This window comes from Varibaculum prostatecancerukia (genome assembly GCF_943169825.2).
Classification (GTDB): Bacteria; Actinomycetota; Actinomycetes; order Actinomycetales; family Actinomycetaceae; genus Varibaculum; species Varibaculum prostatecancerukia.
In genome coordinates this window covers 39,439-62,737 of record NZ_OW968402.1, presented here as the reverse complement: position 1 = coordinate 62,737, position 23,299 = coordinate 39,439, and the positions used below count along the sequence as shown (strand labels likewise).

At 54.0% G+C, this 23,299-nt stretch carries 20 protein-coding genes and 1 tRNA gene; 12 read left to right on the top strand and 9 right to left on the bottom strand.

The window, feature by feature from the left end; translation table 11 throughout:
* Positions 1-46: 46 nt before the first annotated feature.
* Both KO216_RS00260 and KO216_RS00255 read right to left on the bottom strand, forming a co-directional pair.
* Positions 47-1,414 (bottom strand): lipase family protein, encoded by a 1,368-nt coding sequence (locus KO216_RS00260; RefSeq protein WP_215522277.1) that lies wholly within the window; start codon positions 1,412-1,414, stop codon positions 47-49.
* Positions 1,415-1,422: 8 nt separating this feature from the next.
* Complete coding sequence (locus KO216_RS00255; protein WP_215522276.1) at positions 1,423-1,686, bottom strand: hypothetical protein; 264 nt, start codon at positions 1,684-1,686, stop codon at positions 1,423-1,425.
* A 162-nt stretch (positions 1,687-1,848) separates the two neighbouring features.
* Between KO216_RS00255 and KO216_RS00250 the strand changes: the two genes are divergently transcribed.
* Positions 1,849-3,885, top strand: a complete 2,037-nt coding sequence (locus KO216_RS00250; RefSeq protein ID WP_215522275.1) for an ATP-binding cassette domain-containing protein — start codon at positions 1,849-1,851, stop codon at positions 3,883-3,885.
* On the top strand, positions 3,882-6,431 hold the full coding sequence (locus KO216_RS00245; RefSeq protein ID WP_215522274.1) for an ABC transporter permease: 2,550 nt from the start codon (positions 3,882-3,884) through the stop codon (positions 6,429-6,431). The genes KO216_RS00250 and KO216_RS00245 overlap by 4 nt, the downstream gene beginning before the upstream one ends.
* Positions 6,432-6,578: 147 nt before the next feature.
* Here KO216_RS00245 and KO216_RS09625 read toward each other — a convergent pair whose 3' ends face one another.
* The 4 genes from KO216_RS09625 to KO216_RS00225 form a co-directional block, all read right to left on the bottom strand.
* Positions 6,579-6,893, bottom strand: coding sequence for a DUF3073 domain-containing protein (locus KO216_RS09625; RefSeq protein ID WP_374047488.1), 315 nt, complete (start codon positions 6,891-6,893; stop codon positions 6,579-6,581).
* A 66-nt stretch (positions 6,894-6,959) separates the two neighbouring features.
* Positions 6,960-7,241 carry a DUF3618 domain-containing protein gene (locus KO216_RS00235; RefSeq protein WP_215522273.1) on the bottom strand — a complete coding sequence of 94 codons (282 nt, stop codon included), beginning with the start codon at positions 7,239-7,241 and terminating at the stop codon, positions 6,960-6,962.
* A gap of 1 nt (position 7,242) precedes the next feature.
* Entirely contained in the window at positions 7,243-7,941 is a 699-nt protein-coding gene (locus KO216_RS00230) for a phage holin family protein (RefSeq protein WP_215522272.1), read from the bottom strand.
* A 141-nt stretch (positions 7,942-8,082) separates the two neighbouring features.
* Complete coding sequence (locus tag KO216_RS00225) at positions 8,083-8,454, bottom strand: sterol carrier family protein (protein ID WP_251451687.1); 372 nt, start codon at positions 8,452-8,454, stop codon at positions 8,083-8,085.
* 91 nt (positions 8,455-8,545) lie between these two features.
* Between KO216_RS00225 and KO216_RS00220 the strand changes: the two genes are divergently transcribed.
* Positions 8,546-10,039 (top strand): MFS transporter, encoded by a 1,494-nt coding sequence (locus KO216_RS00220; RefSeq protein WP_215522271.1) that lies wholly within the window; start codon positions 8,546-8,548, stop codon positions 10,037-10,039.
* 3 nt (positions 10,040-10,042) lie between these two features.
* Positions 10,043-10,390, top strand: coding sequence for a hypothetical protein (locus KO216_RS00215; protein ID WP_215522270.1), 348 nt, complete (start codon positions 10,043-10,045; stop codon positions 10,388-10,390).
* A 17-nt stretch (positions 10,391-10,407) separates the two neighbouring features.
* Here KO216_RS00215 and KO216_RS00210 read toward each other — a convergent pair whose 3' ends face one another.
* From KO216_RS00210 to KO216_RS00200, 3 genes are read right to left on the bottom strand one after another with little or no spacing between them, the layout of a single operon-like run.
* Positions 10,408-10,878, bottom strand: a complete 471-nt coding sequence (locus KO216_RS00210; protein WP_215523980.1) for a RidA family protein — start codon at positions 10,876-10,878, stop codon at positions 10,408-10,410.
* Between the two features lie 10 nt (positions 10,879-10,888).
* Positions 10,889-11,050 (bottom strand): Sp36 family protein, encoded by a 162-nt coding sequence (sp36, locus tag KO216_RS00205; protein ID WP_022864469.1) that lies wholly within the window; start codon positions 11,048-11,050, stop codon positions 10,889-10,891.
* Positions 11,051-11,077: 27 nt separating this feature from the next.
* Complete coding sequence (locus KO216_RS00200) at positions 11,078-11,407, bottom strand: WhiB family transcriptional regulator (protein WP_215522269.1); 330 nt, start codon at positions 11,405-11,407, stop codon at positions 11,078-11,080.
* A gap of 186 nt (positions 11,408-11,593) precedes the next feature.
* Between KO216_RS00200 and KO216_RS00195 the strand changes: the two genes are divergently transcribed.
* The 8 genes from KO216_RS00195 (at position 11,594) to KO216_RS00160 (ending at position 23,231) form a co-directional block, all read left to right on the top strand.
* Entirely contained in the window at positions 11,594-13,792 is a 2,199-nt protein-coding gene (locus KO216_RS00195; RefSeq protein ID WP_215522268.1) for a transglycosylase domain-containing protein, read from the top strand.
* A gap of 2 nt (positions 13,793-13,794) precedes the next feature.
* Positions 13,795-14,958 carry a metallophosphoesterase gene (locus KO216_RS00190; RefSeq protein WP_215522267.1) on the top strand — a complete coding sequence of 388 codons (1,164 nt, stop codon included), beginning with the start codon at positions 13,795-13,797 and terminating at the stop codon, positions 14,956-14,958.
* A gap of 196 nt (positions 14,959-15,154) precedes the next feature.
* Positions 15,155-15,670: a CarD family transcriptional regulator gene (locus KO216_RS00185; protein WP_215522266.1), complete on the top strand. Its 516-nt coding sequence runs from the start codon at positions 15,155-15,157 to the stop codon at positions 15,668-15,670.
* A gap of 17 nt (positions 15,671-15,687) precedes the next feature.
* Positions 15,688-16,461 (top strand): IspD/TarI family cytidylyltransferase, encoded by a 774-nt coding sequence (locus KO216_RS00180; RefSeq protein WP_215522265.1) that lies wholly within the window; start codon positions 15,688-15,690, stop codon positions 16,459-16,461.
* Between the two features lie 12 nt (positions 16,462-16,473).
* Entirely contained in the window at positions 16,474-17,892 is a 1,419-nt protein-coding gene (locus tag KO216_RS00175) for an MFS transporter (protein WP_215522264.1), read from the top strand.
* A gap of 405 nt (positions 17,893-18,297) precedes the next feature.
* The gene (locus KO216_RS00170) at positions 18,298-20,511 is read left to right on the top strand and encodes an acyltransferase family protein (RefSeq protein WP_215522263.1); all 2,214 of its coding nucleotides are present in this window, start codon (positions 18,298-18,300) and stop codon (positions 20,509-20,511) included.
* 75 nt (positions 20,512-20,586) lie between these two features.
* On the top strand, positions 20,587-23,031 hold the full coding sequence (dhaM, locus tag KO216_RS00165; RefSeq protein WP_215522262.1) for a dihydroxyacetone kinase phosphoryl donor subunit DhaM: 2,445 nt from the start codon (positions 20,587-20,589) through the stop codon (positions 23,029-23,031).
* A 127-nt stretch (positions 23,032-23,158) separates the two neighbouring features.
* A tRNA-Thr gene (locus tag KO216_RS00160) sits at positions 23,159-23,231 on the top strand.
* Positions 23,232-23,299 lie beyond the last annotated feature (68 nt).

Genomic DNA, 23,299 nt, shown 5'->3' with positions numbered 1-23,299 from the left:
CCGTTTGGGTCACTTGTTTTTAAAAGCAAGCTACCGCTTTACTGGGCTAACTCTTTCCCCAAGATTGCACCAACTTTTCAAAAGCCTTTGAACTTTTCGGCTGCGGAGCTTCCACCCGATTCACTACAAAGGATTGCGCGCTGGCAGTAGTACTCTTATTTATCCCTAAGTTGCGGTTACGCGCCTCCACAAAACGGTAATAGTCACCATCACCCGAGCGTTGCCAAGCCTTCGCTATCTGCGCATAGAGTTCTTTAGAGTGATTGGCACCCAGAGACTGATGATCCTTGTAGGTCTGCACGGTAGTCAGGTTAGGAACATTGGAATTGGCTCGCCCATCTAGACGGGGCACCACATCGGCACCGTTTTCCAACGCCACCATATGCACTCCCCGCGCCGGGCGAAAACTTCCGATATTAGATCCCATAGTCACCACGCTTTTAACGTTATATTTCTTCGCTAAATAGGGATTCGATCCCATCTGCGCGGCCACGGCTCCCCCTTGGGAATGTCCAATCAGTTCTACCGGCTGTCCGCGATGATATCCGGCCTGATCGAGGGCGCGGGTAACCGCTTTTGTCATATCAGAACTGCCCGCCAATCCCGAAGCATTAGTTTGCAGGTTGGTGCGCATATCTTGTGGATGCGGCCCGCGAGCGCTCCACACCTGGGTGCCGCGAATATCAACCCGCCAGGCAATCTTTTTCCCGGTACGGTATTTAACTACCCGGATTTCCCCATGATCTTGATAGGCTTTCGCCTGGTTGAACTGGTTAACCAACCCGTAAGCATCCAGGGGAACCGGAAGTTTGCTGCGTTTACCGCCAATTTTTGGCGCTACTTTAATGCTGCTCGGTCCGCGGGATTGTTTTATGTCCCCGGCTAAAGCGGCAGAAGGGAAAGCGAGCAGCATTCCGTGGTATTCCTGATTCGCGTTTCCTATAAATGCCAGCAGAGGATTATCGTTCCACCAGGTGGGTCGGTTAATCCACAGCGGATCAGCGGCCAGTTTCTTATCCCATTCTTTCCAGGCTAAGGTGCCAATCATGCCCCCGCCAAGTACCAGAAGTGGAAACGAGTCTAGGGAGGAAATATATTTCCGTGAGCGAGCTTCGCTGTTTTCGTAACGGTCGGCTGTCGTCAGTAGCTTGCGTCGCAGGACAGCAATGTGGGAGCTAGTATCGGCGGCTGCTTGCTGCAGTGTCAGCAAGGATTGGATTAGCGCTTCCACTGCAGGGATGCGCGGCAGGTTGGCGGCAGCCGCGAGGGCGTCGTTCGCGGTCTGGTTTATCCGCGAGGCACTGGCTGCCGGTTGCGTTAAACCGTGAGCACTGGCGCGGATAGTGGCGGTATCAATACCCATTTGATGCCCGCCAATAACGCTGATAGGTGGCAGTTTACTATTGCTAGACACGGGCTTGCTTACATCTTTCCCGCCTGCTGCAACGCCAGCAATACGCGCGCAGATTGTTCTGCTAACCTGGCTGCTGTCATTGCCGCCTGCGCAAGCCCGGACATTTCGGTTTCGCTGTCTCGCAACTTTCGTTGAGCATGATCAGCTGCGCGAGATTCCCACTGATTCCGCAAATCCATTCCCCCCAGTTGCCCCGCACTGGTAGCAGCCAGCTTTGCCGCCTGCCTCATATCGGAGCTGATACTGGCGGCTATCGCCACTTCGCTCGCCATATTTTCCCCTTTCAGCTAGCTGTTTGCACCATAGCCGCAGAATATTTTGGGGGCTACCGCCCGATAACTAAGCCAGGAAACCGAAGGATTATTCACCCTTGTGCACGGATGGCGCGAGTGGCACTACCAGCACCTCTTGCCAGATGCGATAACATAAAACACATGGTGAACCCCGCAGACGCCCGCCTCAAAACTGGACTCAAATTGCCTTCCAGCGTTTCTGATCCCGTAATTACGGTCAATAACTTGACCAAAGATTACGTTTCTGGTGCCGGCAAGGTGCGCGCCCTCGATCATATTTCCATAGGGATCGCCCGGCGCCGCTTCACCGCAATTATGGGACCGTCTGGTTCCGGAAAATCCACGTTCATGCACTGTTTAGCGGGTTTCGAATCTGCTACTTCTGGCTCTATCAAGATTGATGGCACCGAAATCGTAGGGATGAATCAACGCCGCCTAACCCGGCTGCGCCGCGACCATATCGGTTTTATTTTCCAAGCATTTAACCTAATTCCCACGCTGAGCGCCAAAGAGAACATCCTGTTACCTTTCGAGATTGCCCGCCGCAAAGTCCCGCAAGAACGTTTTGACCGGGTGGTTGCGGCTTTAGGGCTGGAAGATCGCTTAACTCATCGCCCTTCAGAACTATCGGGGGGCCAGCAACAGCGGGTGGCTTGCGCCCGTGCCTTAATGCAAGATGCAGTAGTGCTTTTTGCGGATGAACCCACCGGAAACTTAGATTCTGAATCCTCTGAGCAAGTGTTGCGTTATCTGCGGGAAGCAGTCAATAATTTTGGGCAATCAGTAGTCATGGTTACCCACGAGGCGTCGGCTGCCGCCTATGCCGACCGGGTACTTTTCCTTTTAGACGGCAAAATCGTTGCCGAACTAGATCATCCTGAACGCGAACGGGTGTTGGCAGCACAAACCGAGCTGCCACAGTTCGTGCAAAAACATGCTTTGGGAAGGTCGCAGGAGCGTTCTAGCGATCTAGAAACCACTGCGCAAAAAGGTAAGGAATTTTTACCGGCAAGTGGTAAACCGGGGTCTTGGCCTGATCGCGAAAAGATGCAAGAAAAGCTGGCAAACTTACAGGTGGCACGGGGAGCCAAAATCGAAGCTAAAACTAGCCCGAAGCTAAGCCCACCGCTTTCTACCCCGGCAAGCGCCAACTCGGTAGCAGGTATAGATCCCGGGGCGCTAAATGCTTTAATGGGGCCAGCTAAACCGGTGGTACCTGCGGAACTTCGTACTAAGGAGGGAGCACGACGCGCCCTCGCAGGAGACAAGCTAGCCCCCAAAGTAGTTAAGAAAACTGCCTCACAGCGACCAACCCCCTCTACCGGCAAACTTACCCCTCCAGCCAAACCCACGGCACTCTCTAAGAAAACCACGCCACAACTTAGTGGCAGCGTGTGGGAAACCCATGATGAGCGGGGTACCACTTGGCAGGGGTGGACTCCTAAACCGGGCCAAGAGCCGGTAAAAACCAGCAAGAATAAAGGGGGAGCCTCCCCCAAGCCTGCAGATTCTTTCCTACCTCAACGTAAGCAACAACCGAATCTGGCAACCTCTAAGAGCAAAGTTACTGGTAGTGGCGACACCAGGAAATTGCCGGTAAAGAAACAGCAGGTACCGGCGCCCGAGCCAGAAAAGAGTCAAAAACCGACGCCTGCTAAGTCTTCTGCCTCGCCAGTCGCTGCTACCCGCCCCCAGCAGTCGTCAAAAAGTCCCTCCGGGAAAGATTCTCGCCAACCAGACGAGAATAAACGCTGGTCAAACCTTTATTCAGTATTTTCTAATCCCGTGAACGAAACTTCTGGTTTTTGGGAGGACACGCCCACGGGTAAAAGCGAGGTACAACCCTCCGGGAAGCAGGTAACTTCGGCGACTAAAAGCCCAGTAAGTTCGGGAGAAAGTCCCAATAGCGAGGCGGCAGCAAAGCGCCAAACGACAAGTGCAGTCGCCAACCCCAGCAATACCCCTATTAAGAAAACCAGTAGCACCGGTGATTTTAATGTCCAAACCGACAAAAAAGCTGAGGGAAGCGAAAAGAACAGGCCGATACCGCGGACTCCGGAAGAAACCTTGGATCAGGAAAAACAGCGCCTACTGGCCATGATCAAGAAGGCGGAGGCACTGCTCGATTCCTCTCAGGACGCGATTGCATCTTTTGAGGCTCCCCAGGATAAAGCATGATTAGAATAGCTTGGCGGAATCTACGCGCCCACCTGCTACGTTTCCAAATGGCACTGCTGGCGGTAGTGCTGGGGGTGGCTTTCTTATCCGGGATTTTCGCCCTCCGCGCCACCCTCGCCGACTCCTACAATTCTCTGATTTCCTCCACCAACACCTACGACTATTACCTGGTAGGAAAGGTGCAAGGCGAAAAAGTGGAAGGGCAAGCACCGGTGCGATCCAGCGTGCCCGTGCAGGCGGCGCGTGAGGCCGAGAAAGTTTCTGGGGTTAAATATGCCGACCCCTATTTGGTAGATGTTTGTATGCTGGCTGACCAGGACAATAAGCGTCTGGGTAACGGCAAACAAGTTTCGATTTTACAAGCGATTTATCCGGGTCATTCCGCTCAGCCGCGCCTAGTAAAAGGCCAGGCTCCCCAGAGTAACGGCGAGGTTGCTTTAGAGGAATCTGCAGCTAAACGCCTAGGGGTAACCACTGATCAGCGCCTGAAAGTTTATGTTTCCAGCGAGGGGAAATCGGTAAGGGTTACCGGGATTTATCGTTTCCCCTCCCCGGTGGCTTTTACTAACTATGTTTTCGTAGCCGAGGACGCTTTTGCAGTCCTGGCTCAAAAGCCGGTAGCCACTACCGCGATTGCTATCACCGCTGAAAAGGGAGTGTCTTCCCAAGCGCTGCGCGCGGGACTCAATAAAGAGTTTTCGGACACTGCCGAGGTGATGACCCAGGCGGAATATAACGATGAAATCAATACCGCAGCTGCCAGTTCTCTAGATTTTGTGAACGTGTTTTTACTGGTATTCGCGGCCATAGCCCTGTTTGTAGGGGCATTTATTATTACCAACACTTTCCAGATGATGGTGCGTGCCCAGCAATCCCAGTTCGCGATGCTACGGGCTATTGGGGCTGGTGGGGGACAAGTATTTTCGATAGTGGCTCTGCAAGGCCTGCTAGTAGGCATCATAGGTTCCGTAATCGGGGTAGGAGCCGGATATCTGCTCACCCGCGCGGTTTCTTGGGGTTTGGCAAAATCCGGCTTCGACGCGCTAAGAATCGGCTGGTCATGGTCCATTACCCTCCTGGCTTTAACCGTGGGCATTTTGGTGACGATCATCGGTTCCCTTTGGCCTGCCCGCGCGGCGGCACTTACGCCTCCGGTCGAGGCAATGCGGCAAAATACGCAAACCCAAAAGCCGGTATGGCCGCGCGCGATTATCGGAGCAGTAGTACTCGCAGTCGCGGTGGGACTTTTGATCTGGGCCTCTGCTAATGGTGGGCAAAGCGGCCTGGGACTAGGGATTGGCGCCGCACTATTCTTGTTGGCCATGCTGATTTTAGTTACTCCCTTAGCGGCGATAGTCGTGAGAGCCTTAGCGGGACTTATTTGGTGGCTGCGCCCTCATGCCCGCCTGGCGATGCGCACCCTGACTGCCAACGTGCGACAAACCGCTAACACTGCCGCAGCCCTGATGATCGGGGTTGCCCTGGTAGCAGTGGGAGCGACCCTGGCGGCCTCGACCAAAGCCTCTACCCAATCGGCGGTAGCGCAGCAGATAAACGTAGATTTAATGATTTCCCCGGATCCGAAAGTAGTTTCCATTCCCCCCAGCCTTTTAGATAAAGTCGCTAAGGTTTCCGGGGTGAGCCGGGTTGACCCCCTGGCCGGAATGGGACTGTTTAGAGTTACGGTTCCCGGAAAAAATCCGCAGGAAACCATGACCCAAGTGACCTATCCCCAGTTCAATCGCTATGGAAAGGTGAGTGCGGTTATCGGGTCGGCTAAGGACTATTTCTCGCAGTCACCCCAGGCTCCCCGCGCGCTGGTTTCCCGCTCTTGGGCGAAATCTCAAGGGCTCGCTCCCGGAGATACTTTTCAGATGAACGGGCTGCGGGGGCAAGAAACAGTTACCGTCGCAGCCACTATCGACACCGGATTCCTGTTCTTGGATGTAGTGATACCGCGCGCCCTCGCCACCCAGCTAGGCCCGGAAGCAGCCGATATTACTGCCAGTGCCGGCATTAAGCTTGAAACTGGGGCTGACCTGAATAAAGTGCAGCGTCAAGTGAAAAAGGCGATTGCCGATAACCCCTTTATGGTGGTGCAAACCCAAAAACAAGCGGCGGATAAAGTGGCTGCTACCGTAGATCAAGTCCTGGCCGTCCTCTACGCTCTGCTAGCGTTATCCCTGATAATCGCGGCTTTAGGAATCATGAATACCCTCTCGTTGTCGGTGCAGCAACGCTTTAGAGAACTGGGGCTAATCCGCACCGTGGGGCTTTCTTCCCTGGGGCTGTCTCTGATGATCACGGTGGAGGCGGTGCTGATTACCCTGGCGGGTACGCTTTTAGGGATAGGCGGCGGAGTATCGCTAGCCGTGTTTGTGTGTCGCTACCTTGCGGATCAGGGAATCAGCATTATTGAGGTGCCCTGGGCTTCGCTAGGTTGGATTTGTCTGTTAGCGGTGCTGGTAGGAACTTTGGCAGCGCTACTGCCGGCACGCCGCGCCCGCAGGATGCCAATCCTAGAGGCGATCTCTTCTGAGGATTAGTCCACTAATCAGTGCTTATATCCGGATATCAGCGATAGCCCGCTATTCTTTGTCATTAGGATATTTGTCGGATTCTGACGCTGACGGTTTAGAAGTCTGCGGTGCCACCAACCCTGAATTTGCTAGCAGCAGCGTCCAAGCCGGCAGCTACTTAAACCAGTCGTCGTCGGTAGCGGACGGAATATAGTCGCGCCAATCTTCCAAATCATCACCGCTGTCATCGGCGGCTTCATCGCGCTGTTTAGCCTGCAACTCTCGCTGCAGTGCCTCATAGTCCGTCTCGGGACTGTAATACTTTAGCTTGCGCGCTACTTTTGTCTGTTTAGCCTTTTGACGGCCGCGCCCCATGGCGTGACCCCCTCCACTATAATCACGGGCACGCCGGGCGCACCCTAAAACTTTCCTTAAATGTTCTGTATAAAAAGATACCGCATTGCGGGCGTTATGACCATTCAAATCCACGGTTGAGTTCCACGGCACACGAAGTCACGGGAAAAATCATCCGCTTCACATAGCTTTGCTTTAGGATTACTTTAACATCCGGCGCACTAGCAGTGCCCCCAGCAAGAGTGCACCCCCGGCCACCGCTGCTACCTTCTTAATTGCCTCCGGCTTACCCTCACTGGCTTGCTCGACCGTGTCTTGAGCCTTATCTGCTAAGGAACGTACCTTTTGCTGGGCATCCGCTTTCGCCCGCTGAACATTGGCTTTCGGCGAAAAATAGTCGGAAAGTTCCTCAACAGTGCCGCTCAGGTCTGCCCGCGCGGCCTCGAGATCCGCCTTAATCTGACTTTCGCTGCGTTGTTCCATCTTATTCCAAGCCTTTCTTTACCGCCTCAATATCTTCTTTTATTCCCGCTTGGGGATCTGGTTTATCAGACAATCCCTTTTTCAGCGAAGCCTTGCCCACCAGTGCGAAAATCGCCAATAGCACCAAAAGTATGCCGGCAACAATCAGTTTCGCTGCCCACATCGGCACCACTAGGGCGAAGGCATCAGCGGCAGCTCCAAACAGGAATCCCAGCATATAGAGAGCAAGCACCCCAGCTACTACTAGCAGCGCGATTCCCGCCCCGGAACGCTTCGCCATATTGGCGGCCTTGACTTTCGCTAGTTCAATCTCGCCCTTAACTAAGGCTTGTACCTGGTCAGAAAGCTTTGATACCAGATTCCCCAAGCTCGGGCGGGTCGAGGTAGCTTTTGTCTGCACGGGGGCAGCGTTCTTACTTTCCGTGCCCTTCTCAGTATTTGAGGTGGGGGGAGTATAGGAGGGAACCGCACGGTCCGAACCAGAGGACGCACCGGAGGGTGCCTTAGCGGCATCCGATTTAGCAGTATCTTCCCCTGGCTGGCTCACAGATACCCAAGTCGCCCCCTCGCCTGCGGTTTTATTATTCGAGTGGTAACCGGGAGTCGCCGGTACGCCCGGAGCTGGCCGGTGAGCAGGCGGAGTTCCCGGTGCGGGATGATAACCCGGTGTTGAAGGTACGGGTTGCTGCGGATCTGACATTTTCAAATCGCTCCTATCCATTGCTGAGAGCTGTTCCTTTTAGTAACCATATTCTATGCTACGGGTAGTTTCTATGCGGAGGCCTAGTTTCCCCCATTGGCGAATCGCGGCGCGATAACCTCTTTCGAAAGCTAACTAAACCTAGGAAAGCGGTGGCAACGGAGAAAATACCGGCAAATAAGCAGTTAAATCTGAACCCACCCCGGTAGCGTTAATCTGTTTGCCACTCACCGCATTTTCCCAGGTCAAACTGCCACTAGCTAAAGCAAGCCAAGTATCGGTTTTCATCTCTACTACCGCCGGAGGGGTTCCCCGCCGATGCACAGTTCCGGTGCCGATTTGGACTGCCCCAAAAGGTGGCACCCGCACCTCAACTGCCTGACCGGGATGACGCTGGGCTAAAATCTGCAAGCTGTAACGCACTGCCATGCCTTGATCTGCCCGGCTAGCATTTCCCCTAATCCAAGCGGCTAAAGCTGCCTGCCCGTCCTCCGCAGAAATTTTTCTTCCCAAACCGACCTCCCAAAGTTCCTAACTGGGGTTGGGTTGACTGCACCCTGAATGTACTAACGCTTTCGCCCCGCCACCCCTTAGGCTATAACCGATGAGCAATCCACAGCCAGACCAGCGTCAACGTTACCGCGCGCTTTATACTTTGCTTTCAGCGGCGGCCCTGACCTTACTGGCAGTGTCAATGCTCAATGTTTCTATCCCTTCCATGACCAAGGCGCTGGGGCTAACCAGCAACGATGTGCAATGGATTATGGCTGGTTACACCCTGTTTTTTGGCTTAGCGCTGATTCCTGCCGGCAGAATGGGCGACACCTGGGGGCATCGTCGCCTGTTTGTAATCGGGGTAGCAGTGTTTGCGGTTTCCTCATTAGGGGCCGGGCTTGCGATGAACCCCCTAACTTTAATCCTGATGCGCCTGCTCGCAGGCGTCGGCGCCGCCATCATCAGTCCCCAGGTATTCGGGCTGATCCAAATACTTTTCCGCGGACAAGAACGCGCCCGCGCCTACGGATCTTTCGGAATGATTATCGGGATTGCCACCGCCATCGGCCCCACTATGGGCGGGGTACTAATCGCCCTGCTGGGCACCAATCTTGGCTGGCGAGCCGCATTCTTAATCAATATTCCCATCTGCGCGGTAATTATTTTCGTCACCTACCGCACTATTGCCCCTGACCCTGCCCGCACCGCCAGCGACACCCGCTTAGATCTACCCGGAATCTTCCTGCTGGCGGCCGCGTTTTTAGCGGTGATGTATCCCTTTATCGATGCCACTATGCATAGTGGGGGACTTGGAAACTGGCGCTGGCTGTTACTGCCAGGCGGAGCCCTGGGTTTTCTGGGATTTTGGGCGCTGGAAAACTTCCGGGAAAACCGCAAGATTCCGGTAGTAATGCCCCGTTCTCTGCGCCTAGATCCCTCCTATATGGTGGGCACGATTTTACTAACCGCTTTCTGTGCGGGCTGGACGGCACTATTTATTATTTACACCCTCTATCTGCAGCAAGGCTTAGGAATAAGTCCCCTGGTAGCTGGGCTTTTACAGATTCCTTTAGCGCTGGGTTCGGCGATTTCCTCCGCCCAATCTTCGCGCCTGGCCATAAAGTGGGGGCGCTGGATTTTAGTAATCGCTTGCGCCCTAGTGATTGTTTCTTTGACTGGCACGGTACTAATAACCCATCTTGCCTCCCCCAAAAGTATTCCCTACCTGCTAATAGCCTCTATGTTCTGTTCGGGTTTAGGGTCGGGAATTTTCTTTTCTCCCGCCCAAGCATTCTCGCTACTTTCAATACCGCCCGGTAACGCCGGAGCTGCCGGAGGAATTTCTCAAACCGCGCAGCGAGTAGGAGGAGCGATTGGACTGGCCGGCGCCACTTTGGCTTTTTACCTGCGCCTCGGCACCGTAGACGCTCATCCCGGGAGCGAGCCAGCAAGGCAAGCCTATACCGGCGCCTTTAGCTACGGAATGTCCGCAGTAATCGCCTTCATCATCATCGCTTTCCTCTTTGCCCTAGCTGACGCCCTGAAGCGCCGAGAAAATCCGTTAAAGTTTGAACTGAATCCGCCGGAGAAAGGGAATGAATAAATGATGGCTTTGGTGATTGGCATCTGCTACCTGCTGCTGGCAGCCTACCTGGGAGCGGGACTGATTTTATTTCATCGCCAACATCTGCCCCGCGGCTCTCGCTGGGGGATCGTCAATGCCGCCACCACTACCAGCGATAACACTTGGCTCCAGGCGCACCGGGCGGCCGCTCCCCTGCTGGGGGCTACCGCGGTGCTTTGCGTGTTGAACGGATTCGCCATCGCTGCCCTCACCGCCGAACATGCACTGTCCGTGCAACTTATTTGCACCCTTGGGACCGCGATCTTTACCGGCATCGTCTACTGGTCGGCGCGACGCGCCGCCACTGTCAGCGCTCAGAAAACTAACTAACCAGGTAACCGCAGGTTTTACGCGCGAGCCAGGAACTCTACCTCTACCTCACAAGGGGCTCCTAGCGGCAGCGAAGCTACCCCCACTGCCGAGCGGATATGGGGCTGGTCAAATAGTTTCCCGAAAGTATCCGAAGCTCCGTTTGCTACCGCCGCCTGGCCGGTAAAAGTGGGGGTAGAAGCTACGAACACGGTAACTTTTAATACCCGCTCTAGCTGATCTAGCCCGCCCGCTACCTCGGCCGCGGCGGCCAGGGCATTGAGGGCACATACCTGGGCAGCCTGATAGGCGTCTTGGGGGCTAACTTCCGCCCCTACTAGACCAGTTGCTACTAGATTCCCGTCCACTACCGGAATCTGCCCGGAGGTGCGCACCACTAATCCGCCCTCGCTCTTGATAGCAATCGCGGGAGTATAAGCGGCTACCGGTGTTGCTACCGGAGGTAAAGATAATCCCGCTTCAATCAAGCGGTCAGAAACCTGCGACATATGATTAACCTTATTCACCACGCGGACGCTTCAAATAGGCAACCGGGTTTTCCCAACCGTTCGGGCCGGCGATTACGCTGACCAGTTCCCAGCCGTCCTCGCCCCAATTATCAAGAATTGCTTTCGTATTGTGCGACAGTAACGGAATCGTCGCATATTCCCATTTAGTCATGGCTTCAGTCTAGCGGCAGCGCGGTACCTAACGCACCCGCGCCAAAACGTTCGGGGTGGTGGGTTGGCGAAGCTCGGCAGCAAGTTCATCAGAAGAATTATGTAGCCACTCCCACCAGTCGGTGACCTCATCGTAATAGCGCAGCATCGCCCGGCGTTCCCGCTCAGTAAGACCGCCCCACACCCCATAGTTGGCTTCCGATTGCAGAGCATCAGCCAGGCATTCTAGACGTACCGGGCAGGCAAAACAGCGGGTGCGCACTTGTCTTTGCGCCGCACCCTGCACAAACAGCGCATCTGGTTCTTGGCTAGCACACAGAGCCCGCGCAGCCCACGTCTCGTCCTGGCTAAAACTCATTGTTCACTCCTTGAACTCTTGCGGCGACATTGCCCACATATGTGACCGTACCTACATTTTGCTAAAAATACAAAATGAAAACCAAAAGAAATTTTAGCTAGGCCGCCAGGAGGTGATTGCCCACAATCTGCTTACCAACAGCCCCCGAAGGTGCCGAAATGAGGTCAGGCAAAGTAGGGTAGGAATATGCATAAAGGCACCGATCGTTATCTGCCGCGCCAGCAGCTACGCCGCACCCTGACGGCGATGGCGGCTCTAATCGCACTGGCAGCAGTACTGCTGGCCGGGCTGTCCCTACCTGTGGTGGGCATGGCCGGGCTAACAGCGCGGGTAGGGATGAGCGCAATGACCGAGATTCCCAGCGAGTTTAAACCCACCCAGCCTTCCCAACAATCCGTTCTTTATTCCCACGACGGCAAAGAAATCGCCCGTTTTTACGCGGAGAACCGGATCGTAGTCAAACTTAAAGATATGTCCCCCTGGGTACAAAAGGGGACCATTGCCATCGAAGATCACCGCTTCTATGAACACCGGGGGGTAGATCTGGAAGGGATGGCACGCGCCATTGTCAATAACTTGGCTGGTCGCGATACCCAAGGCGCCTCGACCCTCACCCAGCAGCTAGTTAAAAACACCTTGATTGATAAGGGGTTGCGCTCGGGGGATATGAATGAGGTTCGCAAAGCTCGCGAGCAGAGCATTGCCCGGAAAATGCGGGAAGCCAAAGATGCCCTTGCTATCGAAAAGAAACTTTCCAAAGACCAGATCTTAGAGGGGTACTTAAATATCGCTCCCTATGGGGCTTCGGTTTATGGGGTGGAATCTGCCAGCCGTTACTATTTTTCTAAGGGCGCGAAAGACCTAACGATTGGCGAGGGCGCGCTGCTGGCCGGAATGACCCAGTCCCCGGCAAAATATGACCCCACGGTACATCCCGAAGCCGGTAAGAATCGGCGTGACCAGGTACTAAAGGCTATGTTGCGGGAACGGATGATTACCTATAAGCAATATGAGGAAGCTAAGGCAGTAAAAATCGCAGATATGCTGAAAGTTTCTCAGTTCCGTCAAGGATGTGCGGCTGCTGGAAAGGCTTCCTATTTCTGTGCTTTTGCGGTCAATGAAATTTACAACAATCCGGCTTTTGGAAAGTCGGTTAATGATCGCGCCCGGCTGTTGCTACGCGGAGGCCTCAAGATTTACACCACAATGGACTCCGATATGCAGGAGGCAGCTACCGATACCGCCTTTAACCGGATTCCTGAGAATGATTCCTCCGGCTTGTCGGTGGCTATTGCTTCCATCGAGCCTGGTACGGGTAAAGTCCGTGCCTTAGCACAAAACACCCCTTATGGGAATCCAGACGAGGAGCATCCGCGGGCAACTGAAACCTCTTTTGGGGTGGATAAAGCCCATGGCGGGGGCGCAGGCTTCCAGCCGGGGTCATCCTATAAACCAGTAACCTTGGCCACCTGGTTTGATAACGGCTATTCGGCCTATTCGGTAGTGGGAGGACGCACCCACTACAACGCCAGTGAATGGAAAATTTCCGGGAACTGCCCGGTAAAGGCCGGGCCCTGGGATTTAAAGAATGCTACCGGGGGAAATAACTACGCCACTTCCGTAGTTGAAGGTACCGAGAAATCTTTAAACACCACCTACGCGGGAATGGCCGTTAACCTGAATCTTTGCGATATTTACAAGATGGGTCAGAGAATGGGGGCGGTTACCGGAGATCCCAATGGAAAAGAAGATTTCGGACCTTCCTTCATTATTGGTGCCGCTTCAATTCCGCCTTTGAATATGGCTAACGCCTTCGGCACTATTGCTTCCGGAGGAAACCGTTGTACTCCGATTGCTCTCGAAAAGGTCACCAATTCTGAGGGTAAGAACTTAAAAGTTCCTTCCGGGAAATGTAAACGTACTATCGATGAAGAAGTGGCTAATAAGACCGCTCAGGTGCTAGTTTCTACCGCCAATAGCTATGGAGGTCGGGTAAGTATTGGCCGACAAGTAATGGCTAAAACGGGAACTACTGACGGCCCCAAAGCCGCCTGGACAGTAGGAGCAACCCCCAATCTGGCTACCGCGGTGTGGGTGGGTTATTCGCAGGGCGGAAACCGCCATTTGGTAGGCATGAGAATTAACGGCAGTTACTACGGGGTGCTTTACGGCAATACCGTTCCGGCCATGACCTTTAAGGAATATATGGCGAAAGCGGTACAACCGCTACCTGCTGCCAGCTTCCCCCAGGTCAATCTCGGGGGAGGCAAGAATATTAACCAAGGACCGCGGCGCCCGCAGAAGAAGGAACCCCAGGAGGGAGCACAATCCCCCAGCCCTGGCGTCACCGAAATCACGGAAACCTTCTACGAAGGGGAAAATTAGGTTTGAGGAAGCGCAGCGCCCTAGGAGCATTGGCTTTATCTGCGGCGGTCTATCCTTTTTTGGAGGCACGCCGCCCGCAATTGCGCCGTTATCAGCTACTGAAATCCCCCGGGATTCCTGGATTAAAAGCACAAGAGACTTTGGGTGTAGGAGGAAACCTACCGGATCTAGGTGACCGACGCTGTGAGTCGCAGCAGTCACCTATTGGCCAGGAATCTGCCGCTGCGATAGCTAAACAGCAGGTACGAACTGCCTGGCAACTGCGAATATTACACCTGTCCGACCTGCATTTTTGGTCGCGAAGTGAGTGGCTAGCTGAATATGTGGCTTCCCTAGCCGAGTTCACCGAGATTGATTTTGTGGCTTTGACCGGGGATAACTTTTGTGATTCTTCGGGATTAAAAATGCTGCAGCGCGCCCTCACTCCCTTACTAAAGTTTCCGGGAGCCTTTGTGTTTGGTTCCAATGACTACTACTCGGGACAGTTCAAAGTGCCGTTGCACTATTTTTTCCCCGAGAAAAAACCAAAGTTACGCAACGTTCCCGACCTGCCAACTGCAGAATTCCAGAATTTCTTAACCTCGGGAGGCTGGCAGGATCTTAATAATCAAGTGGCCTCCTTGGCGGTGACTTCTCCCGCGCGACAGGGGCGAGCAACACAGGATTTAACCGTGGCGCTTTCAGGGACCGATGATCCCCATATCGGGCGTGACGAAGCGATACGGACACCGGATACCTGGAGTAAAGCTGATTTACGTCTCGCCCTCACCCATGCCCCCTACGCGCGCGTCCTCGACCAATATGCGGCTTGCGGAGCCGACCTGGTGCTGGCGGGACATACCCACGGAGGTCAGGTTTGCCTGCCAGGCTTCGGGGCTTTAGTGAACAACACCGATTTACCCCTTTCCTATTCGGGAGGAGTCCGTTCCTGGCGAATAGGCACCGTGCCAAATCCGGCGCCTCGGATGCGACGAGGGAAAACCTATCCCCCAGTTGACCTGCAGGCGCTCAGGAATCAGGCGGGGATTTCAGACCCGGTCGCAGCGGGGCAAACCACAGTGCATATTTCCCGAGGCTTAGGAACCTCCAAGTTCACGCCGGTGCGTCTGGCCTGCCCCCCTGAGGCCGCTATCATCACTATTTCCGAGCTTTCCGCGAATAAATAGCTGGAGAAATCTACCGGGAACATTAGTAGAGAAAAGCCGGGAAAAGCCAAAAACCAAGCTGGCAATAACCCCACACAAGATCTCAGGCACAAGCAATTTTCTCCTGCCCGACGCGAAAAATGAGCCTCTTTAGCAGGTAAAGCCGATTTGCGGTAGAATGGTATCCGGAAAATTTGTATTTGGGAGCCTGTAACTTATGACATTTGAAATCGGCCAGACCGTTGTTTACCCCCATCACGGTGCCGCGGTGATCGAAAATATCACTACCCGCAAACTCAAAGGTGAAGACACCACCTACCTGATGCTGCGGGTTACTAATGGAGATATGACCATCCAGGTGCCGGCAGCAAATGTGGATATGGTTGGGGTTCGCGATGTGGTGGACGAGGAAGGACTCAAAGAAGTTCTTGCCGTACTGCAAGAACCTCATATCGAAGAGCCCTCGAACTGGTCGCGTCGCTACAAGGCCAACGGCGAAAAGATTGCTACCGGAGACATTTTGAAAGTCTCAGAAGTAGTTCGAGATTTAACTTTCCGTGACAATGAACGCGGGCTGTCTGCGGGTGAAAAACGGATGTTGGCTAAAGCGCGAGCAATCCTGATCTCCGAACTGGCTCTAGCTAAGGAAGAGGACGAAGAAGCCGCCTCCGATCGCCTCGACAAAATCATGGAAGAAGCCCAGGTAGAATACGACCGGGTCAACAATAAGTAAGGGCTAAAGGACTGGTTATGGGACGCAGCATCTACTGCGTCGTAACGGCTGCCGGTTCTGGAACTCGCCTAGGTAATCCCGAACCGAAAGCGCTGGTGAAATTGGCGGGCAGCCCGCTATTGCACCATGCCCTGCGCGCCCTCGAACCTCTACAAGGTTTGGCGGGAGTGGTGATTACTGCTCCCCAGGATTACCTAGAAACTTTTGCCCAGGTTGCCCAAGGTGCTGCTCTGTCCTACCCGTGGAAAGTTATCGCTGGCGGCACCACTCGCCAAAACTCTGTCTACCAGGGTCTACAAGGATTACTAAGTTTTGATAGGGGTGCCGGGCAGGTAACCGCAGATGACCCGGAAGCTATTGTTTTGATTCATGATGCCGCGCGCGCCCTCACCCCCTTACAGCAGTTCCAGCGAGTTTGTGCCGCAGTCGCATCGGGATGCCCTGCGGTAGTTCCTGCCACCGAGTTAGTTGATACTGTGCGGGAGGTCGCGGGTGAGAGTTTTACCCGCCAAGAGGTCGAGATTACCCCGGCCGGTGCCACCCCCGACCGCGCCCACCTACGCTGCGTGCAAACCCCGCAAGGATTTGCGGGAAACGTTATTTTTGCGGCCCACCAGCAAGGACACGAAGAAGACCAAGCCGGGGACGGAGCCCTAGATGATGCCATGTTGGTGGCGCGTCTGGGCTACCAACAATACTTCGTGGCCGGGTCTAGGCAAGCATTGAAAATCACTTATCCCTTGGATTTGCAGCTAGCCACTTGGTTAGCGCAGAATCCAAATCGAGAATGAGGCAGTAAAATTATGGCTGACACCGGTGATAACCAGCAACATCTACCAGCAGAAGACCACGATCGTACTAAGGGCAAAATTTTAGCCTGGTCGCTTTGGGATTGGGGTTCGGCTGCCTTCAACGCCGTGGCCACGACTTTCGTTTTCACTGTCTACCTGACCACCAAAGATTTATTTGCCCCCGGCAACCAGGCCACCACTGATTTATCGATTGGTCTAGCCTTTGCGGGGCTGGTGATTGCCCTGGTAGCGCCAGTTTCCGGGCAGCGCGCCGACCATAAAGGTCGCGGCACCCGGATGTTGGCACTGTTTTCTGCCCTGGTCACCATCTGTATGGCACTAATGTTCGCGGTCTACCCCACTTCCCCCTTAGGAAAAACCGGAGCGCTCTGGCTGGGGGTAGCACTACTATCTTTTGGAAATATCTTCTTCGAGTTCGCGTCAGTGAACTATAACGCCATGTTGGCACGGGTTTCCACTAAAGCAAACATGGGGAAAGTCTCCGGTATCGGCTGGGGTATGGGGTATTTGGGTGGCATTATTTTGCTCGGGGTGCTCTATATCGGTTTCATCTCGCCCGAGGTGGGTTGGTTCGGGGTTACCGGTGAGAACTTCCTGAATATTCGGATTGCCATGGTGTTTGCGACCATTTGGTTCGCAGTATTTTCGATCCCAGTGATTGTGGCTCTGCCGGGGCGCCGGCGGGGCGCGGATGGGAAACTCCATCCGGTGACCATGGCGGGGGTAGACAGTCAAGATCAAGAACCGGTCGGGGGACTAGCGGGAGTTAAAGCCGCCTATATCGAGCTGTGGGAAACCATTAAACGGCTAGCTAAAACCGCACCCGAGATTTTACGTTTCCTGATTGCCTCCGCGATTTTCCGGGATGGCCTCGCCGGGGTGTTTACCTATGGAGCCATCCTGGCCTCTACTGTGTTCGGATTAAATGGCGGACAGGTAATGATTTTCGCAATTGTCGCTAACGTGGTGGCGGGAATTGCCACCATAGCTTGTGGGGCAGCCGATGACTTCTTCGGCCCGAAAAAAGTAATGATCTTTTCCCTAGGGTGTATGACCACCCTGGGATTAATCCTCTTCTTCGCCCATAATGGCGGCGCTAAGATCTTCTGGTCCTTTGGGCTCTTACTTTGCATTTTCGTCGGCCCGGTCCAGTCGGCCTCCCGCTCCTTCCTTGCCCGGATTATTCCCAAGGGACGCGAGGGCGAACTTTTCGGGCTTTACGCCACCACCGGACGCGCAGTTTCTTTCATGTCCCCCACCTTATTTGCCCTGTTCGTGTGGATTGGGAAACTTTTCGTGCCGGCAGGAGCTAGCTCTCAACATTTCGGAGTTCTGGGAATCACTTTGCTGCTGGGGACAGGATTCGCGCTGCTGGCTCCCCTAAAAGCCCCGGAGCATCCTCACAAATAAAAATTTCTTCAAATCTCATTTTAACTGGGAGAACAGGGAGAGTCATGACGAATTTTGCGACCAAAGATATAACCAGCAAACGAAAACCTAGGTAGCCCTAAACAGTGTGCATTAATCTTCAAAAACCAATGGCTCGCTCTTGTCTGATAAATCAGCTATTAACCCCCTTGATAGCTGGAAAGTTCAATAGTGCTAGATTAGCTGCAGTGAGCATGGGAAATAAGTACGAGCCTAGGGTAGTTGTTTATTTTGATTAAGCACAGAACTAACCGCAAGAACAGAATTGCTAAAGTCGCTATTGCGCTCTCGATAATTATTTCACCAGCAGCACTATTGCTATTTAGAGGCAACCGGCACAAGGAAAAAACTAGACAGCCTAATCAGACAGAAGATAGAGGGCGTCCTGTGGAATCACCAGAAACTAATCCCGTATTTAACAAGAATCATCGGAGCACTGCTATCCCGGTTGCCAAATTTCCTGCCGGCAAACCTCCCGCTGCCCATATTCCCCCTGTTCACCATCCTCCATTGCCTGCGCGCAAACCGCTAGCTTCCCATATTCCCCCTGTTCACCAGCCTGCTGCTAAGCACCCCGTCAACACGCCCTCGGTTCACCATCCTCCATTGCCTGCCGGCAAACCTGCAGCTACTCACATTCCCCCTGCTCACCAGCCTGCAGTTAAGCACCCCCCTGCCAAACCTAAATCTCACTACATCCCCGGACTAGATGGCTTGCGCGCCCTCGCGGTAATTTCAGTCATCACCTATCACCTCCACCCCAGCGGTTTTCCCGGCGGATTCTTAGGGGTCGATATTTTCTTCGTACTCTCCGGTTTCCTGATAACCACGCTGCTACTGCGGGAACTGTCAAAAACCGGGAAAGTTTCCCTGGGGCATTTCTGGTTGCGCCGTGCCCGCCGCCTCCTGCCTGCCCTATTAGTACTAATAATCACGGTTGTCCCCGCCGCCTTTTTAGTTAACCGAGACCTACTAGTGGGGATAGGGCGCCAGGTACTGGGAGCATTAACTTTTTCCACCAACTGGCTGGAAATCGCTCACGGCAGTTCCTATTTCGCCGCCACCACCCCGATTCTTTTCAAGAATTTTTGGTCACTGGCAATCGAAGAACAGTTCTACCTATTTTGGCCGCTAATCTTTCTAGCTTGTGTCACCCTGTTTAAGCGACGCTGGATGCGGATGCTAATCCCGGTAGCCATGGCAGGAACCAGCGCTTTCCTCATGGGATACCTATTCGATCCGGATAACACCACCCGCGTCTATTATGGAACTGACACCCACCTATTTGGCCTAGCTCTAGGAATTTGCGTTGCGTTCCTTTGGAGCAGCAGAGACTTGGTACAAAATCCGGATTCAGCTGCCAAATCCAGCGGTAAATTCCGGAAGTTTTTGGTACAGCTCCTCGGGTTTATCTGCCTAGCAGCCCTCATCGCCGCCATGCTCCTATTAACAGATGCCTCCCCCTATACCTTTAGGGAGGGAATTGCTGGCTGCAGCCTAGTGGTAGCGCTCCTGATTTGGTGCATCCTCAAGCCAGGCAGTCTGTTAGCACGCCTGGGGGAACTGCGGCTTCTTAAATATATAGGTACTCGTTCTTATGGTCTTTACCTGTGGCATTGGCCGATTCTGATAATCGCCGGCGCCCTGTACCCCACTGCCGTAGAATCTGCGCTCTACTGGGTCAGATCTGTCCTGTGTGTACTAATAACCGTGCTGATATGCGAACTTTCCTATCGTTTCTTAGAAACTCCAGTGCGCAAACGCGGTTTCCGGAAAGCATTTTCCCGTCCGCAAGCACCCATTTGGCAGCGCCTCATCCAGGTAGTAGCGGTTCTGCTTGCTTTAGCGCTGACCGGGGTTACTGGTTTGGCGATTGCGAAAGCGCCCTCAAAATCACAAACCCAACTCGCCATTGAACAAGCGCAGAAACAGGATAAAGAAGAAACGAAGAAAACCCCGACTCCTAAACCCACCACCCCCGAACCGGAGCCGACCCCGGAAGATGACCGTCTCGTGTTATCAAAGAACTTGGATACTTCTAACCCCAGTGGGGAAGAGATCACCGCCATTGGAGATTCCATTATCTCTGCCGCCAGTGGGGGCTTCGATAAGGCTATGCCTGGAATCAACTTTTTAGCCAAACCTAACCGACAGTGGGGAATCGCCTCTGAAATCATCTCGGAGGGACTAGCGGCCGGAGAAATCCGGCGGACTGTGGTGATCAGTTACGGTACTAATGCGGGAGTCTACGACGCAGAGCTGGTACATCAAGCAATCAAGCAACTGGGACCTGACCGGATGATTCTGCTGGTAAACCTGTATTCTCCTTCCACCTTTGTCCCGGAATCAAATCAGATACTAGCCGATATCGCTAACCAATATGCCAATGTAAAACTGATTGACTGGAATCAAGCAGTTTCCCAACATCCCGAATGGTTACATGTCGATCAGACCCACCCCAATATGACCGGAGCCGTCAAGATGGGTGAGTTGGTGCGTGCAAATATTGATGAAATGTCAGCCGAGCTAACGGCGCTTAAAGCGAAACAAAAAAAGCAAAGAGAGCGCGCATCCGCCCCGCACAGCCGGAAAAAACGCTAGCGTCAAAAAGTGGTACGTGACACAATGAGGACATACATGCGGTAGTTGGGATCGACCCGGTTATAAGGAGTAGGCATGATTTCCTTGGTTTTGGTGTCTCATTCTTTTGCGCTAGCTACTGCCGCCAAAGAGTTGGCGATGCAGATGGTCAGCACCAAAACTACCCCTAAAGTACTGGTGGCAGCCGGTATCCGCGACGGCGACAAACTGGATCTGGGAACTGATACCCAGCAAATCAGCGCAGCTATTGAAGCAGCCGACAACCCCGAGGGTGTGCTGATTTTGGTTGATCTAGGTTCTGCGTTACTCAGTTCGCAGATGGCATTAGAGCTGGTAGATCCTGACCTCGCTGAACGCTGCCTAATCTCCTCTGCCCCGCTGGTGGAAGGACTGGTGGCAGCCCTGGTGAGCGCAGCTGGGGGCGCCAGCCTTAGGGAGGTTGCCGCCCAAGCTAGGGCAGCTTTAGCGGAAAAAATTGACCAGCTTAGCGCCCAGGAGGAATCCAGCTTGGAGGGCGAGGCAGGATCTATACCATTTTCTGCCCCTGCCGGTTCGGGGATAAATCCTTTTTCCGACCCGGATGCCGCCATCCTCGTCCTAAAAATTATTGATCCCCACGGAATGCATGCCCGCCCCGCTGCCGCCATCGCCGAAGCCATTGGGGATAAAGGCGCAGTTTATGCGCGCAAAGGTGGAGCTTTCCGCACAGTTAACGCCGCCTCACTCACCCAGGTAAGTGCCCTAGGGGTCGGCGAGGGCGAAAACCTGGAACTGTGCACCACAGATCCACATGCCCAGCAGATTTTTGCCGTTATTCGTCAGGGGCTATTAGCACTCGACCCGCCCGCGATTGCCGACCCCTCCTGGGGGAAGAAAGAAAATGCAGTTAACGGTATTTCTCTGCGACTGTCTACGAAAGCTTCTGCCCCGCGGAATCCCGCTCGCAACGGTGACCAGATTGCTATCGGATACGCGATGCTACTAGGCGGGCAAGATGACGCCGAGTTTTATCAAGTGAGCCCCAATGAGGGCGAGGCGGTAAAAAATGCGCGGAAGGCGGTTAAAGCCTATCTATCTTCCCTGGGATCAGATTCGATTATAAAAATGCAGATTGGACTGGTAGATGACCCCGAATTGCGGGCAGAGATTGCCGAGGATATCGCGGGCGGCGCCAACGCCTTCGTTGCGGTAGATAAAGCCTACGGGGCGGCAGCTAATAGGATGCGTAAACTCGATGATCCCTACCTAGCGCAGCGGGCTGCCGACTTCAATGCAGTATCGCGGCTACTGAAGAAAGCGTTAATCGGGCAGGAACTTGATAATCTCGATGAGTTGATTAAGAGACATTCCACCCCGGCGGTGCTGGTGGTTGACGAACTAGATGCACCCTTGGCGGCCAGTTTGCCTCCGGAGATTGAGGGGGTAGTTACCCGCAGCGGGGGCGCTACCGGTCACGGTGCTATAGTGGCGGCCTCGCGAGGGATTCCAGTGTATGCCGGTCTGAAATGGGGAGTTCACGATGGGGACACCATTATTTTTGACCCGCGCACTAAACATTTGGAAGTTAACCCCAAGGCCAGGGTGTTTGCCCACTGGATGGAGCTAGCTCGCGAGCGGGTCGCCATCGCCAGCAAAGCCTTAGATTTGCTGGAGGAGCCCGCAGTTACTTCTGCAGGCAGACAGGTTCCGGTATTGGTTAACGTGTCGATCGCTCCCGGGACAGTTAAAGGTGCCGAAGGGTGCGGCCTGTTACGCACCGAAACCTTATTTGCCGGTTACCAGGTGGCGCCTTCCCGAAAGCAACAAGCGAAAGTGTACACCGGGCTTGCCCGCAAACTAGGGCAAACCACTATTCGGCTTTGGGATATCGGGGCAGATAAGCCGCTACCATTCGCGAAGCAACCACCGGAACCGAACCCGTCCCTGGGGGTGCGCGGGGTACGTTTACTTCGCAAGTTTCCGCACTTGGTTCGCGAACAGTTGGGGGCGGTTATTGACGCCAACCAAACCTTAGAGGCCGCCGGGCTGGGTAAACCCCTGCGAGTGATGATTCCTATGGTTAATCATGTGCGGCAAGTGGACTGGGTACGCTCCCTGTTAGAGGAAATCACCGTCGATACTTTCGGTATTGAATGGGACGCCCGCCCAACCGAAATCCCTCTACAACTGGGGATAATGTTGGAAACCCCTTCTGCCGCCCTCCGGATGGCAGAGTTCGTCTCGGCAGTGGACTTTGTAACGGTGGGCACTAATGATCTTTGCCAATATGTTGCGGCCGCCGATCGTGGAAATTCGCAGGTAGCAGAGCTGGCCGATGAGGTGCGGGAAACCGTGGTAGAGATGATTCGCGAGGTAGTACGGATAGCGCATGGCGCTGAGAAGCCGATTGAGGTGTGCGTGTGTGGAGATATGGCTTCTGACCCGGCGTGGGCAGGCAAACTGGTACAGGCGGGAGTAGATTCGCTTTCAGTGCGCGCCGGCATGATTGCGATGATAAAACAAACTATTCGCCAGCTCTAACATTTTTATTTCTGGTTCCCCGCCCTGCCGGCCCCTCGAGCGTGGCGAAAATAACCGCTCTACCTGGTCGAAAAGTTTGGAAAGCACGTGTCAGGCTAGATAGACTGACACGGTGCCTTAGGCATTTGCCGCTATAGCTCAGTTGGTAGAGCAACGCTCTCGTAAAGCGTAGGTCATCGGTTCAAGTCCGATTAGCGGCTCCGCTACCTACTTTTCTGTTTCAAGTATTTTTCCGCCTCTTCACCAGATTTTTCTGGCTCAAGCAATT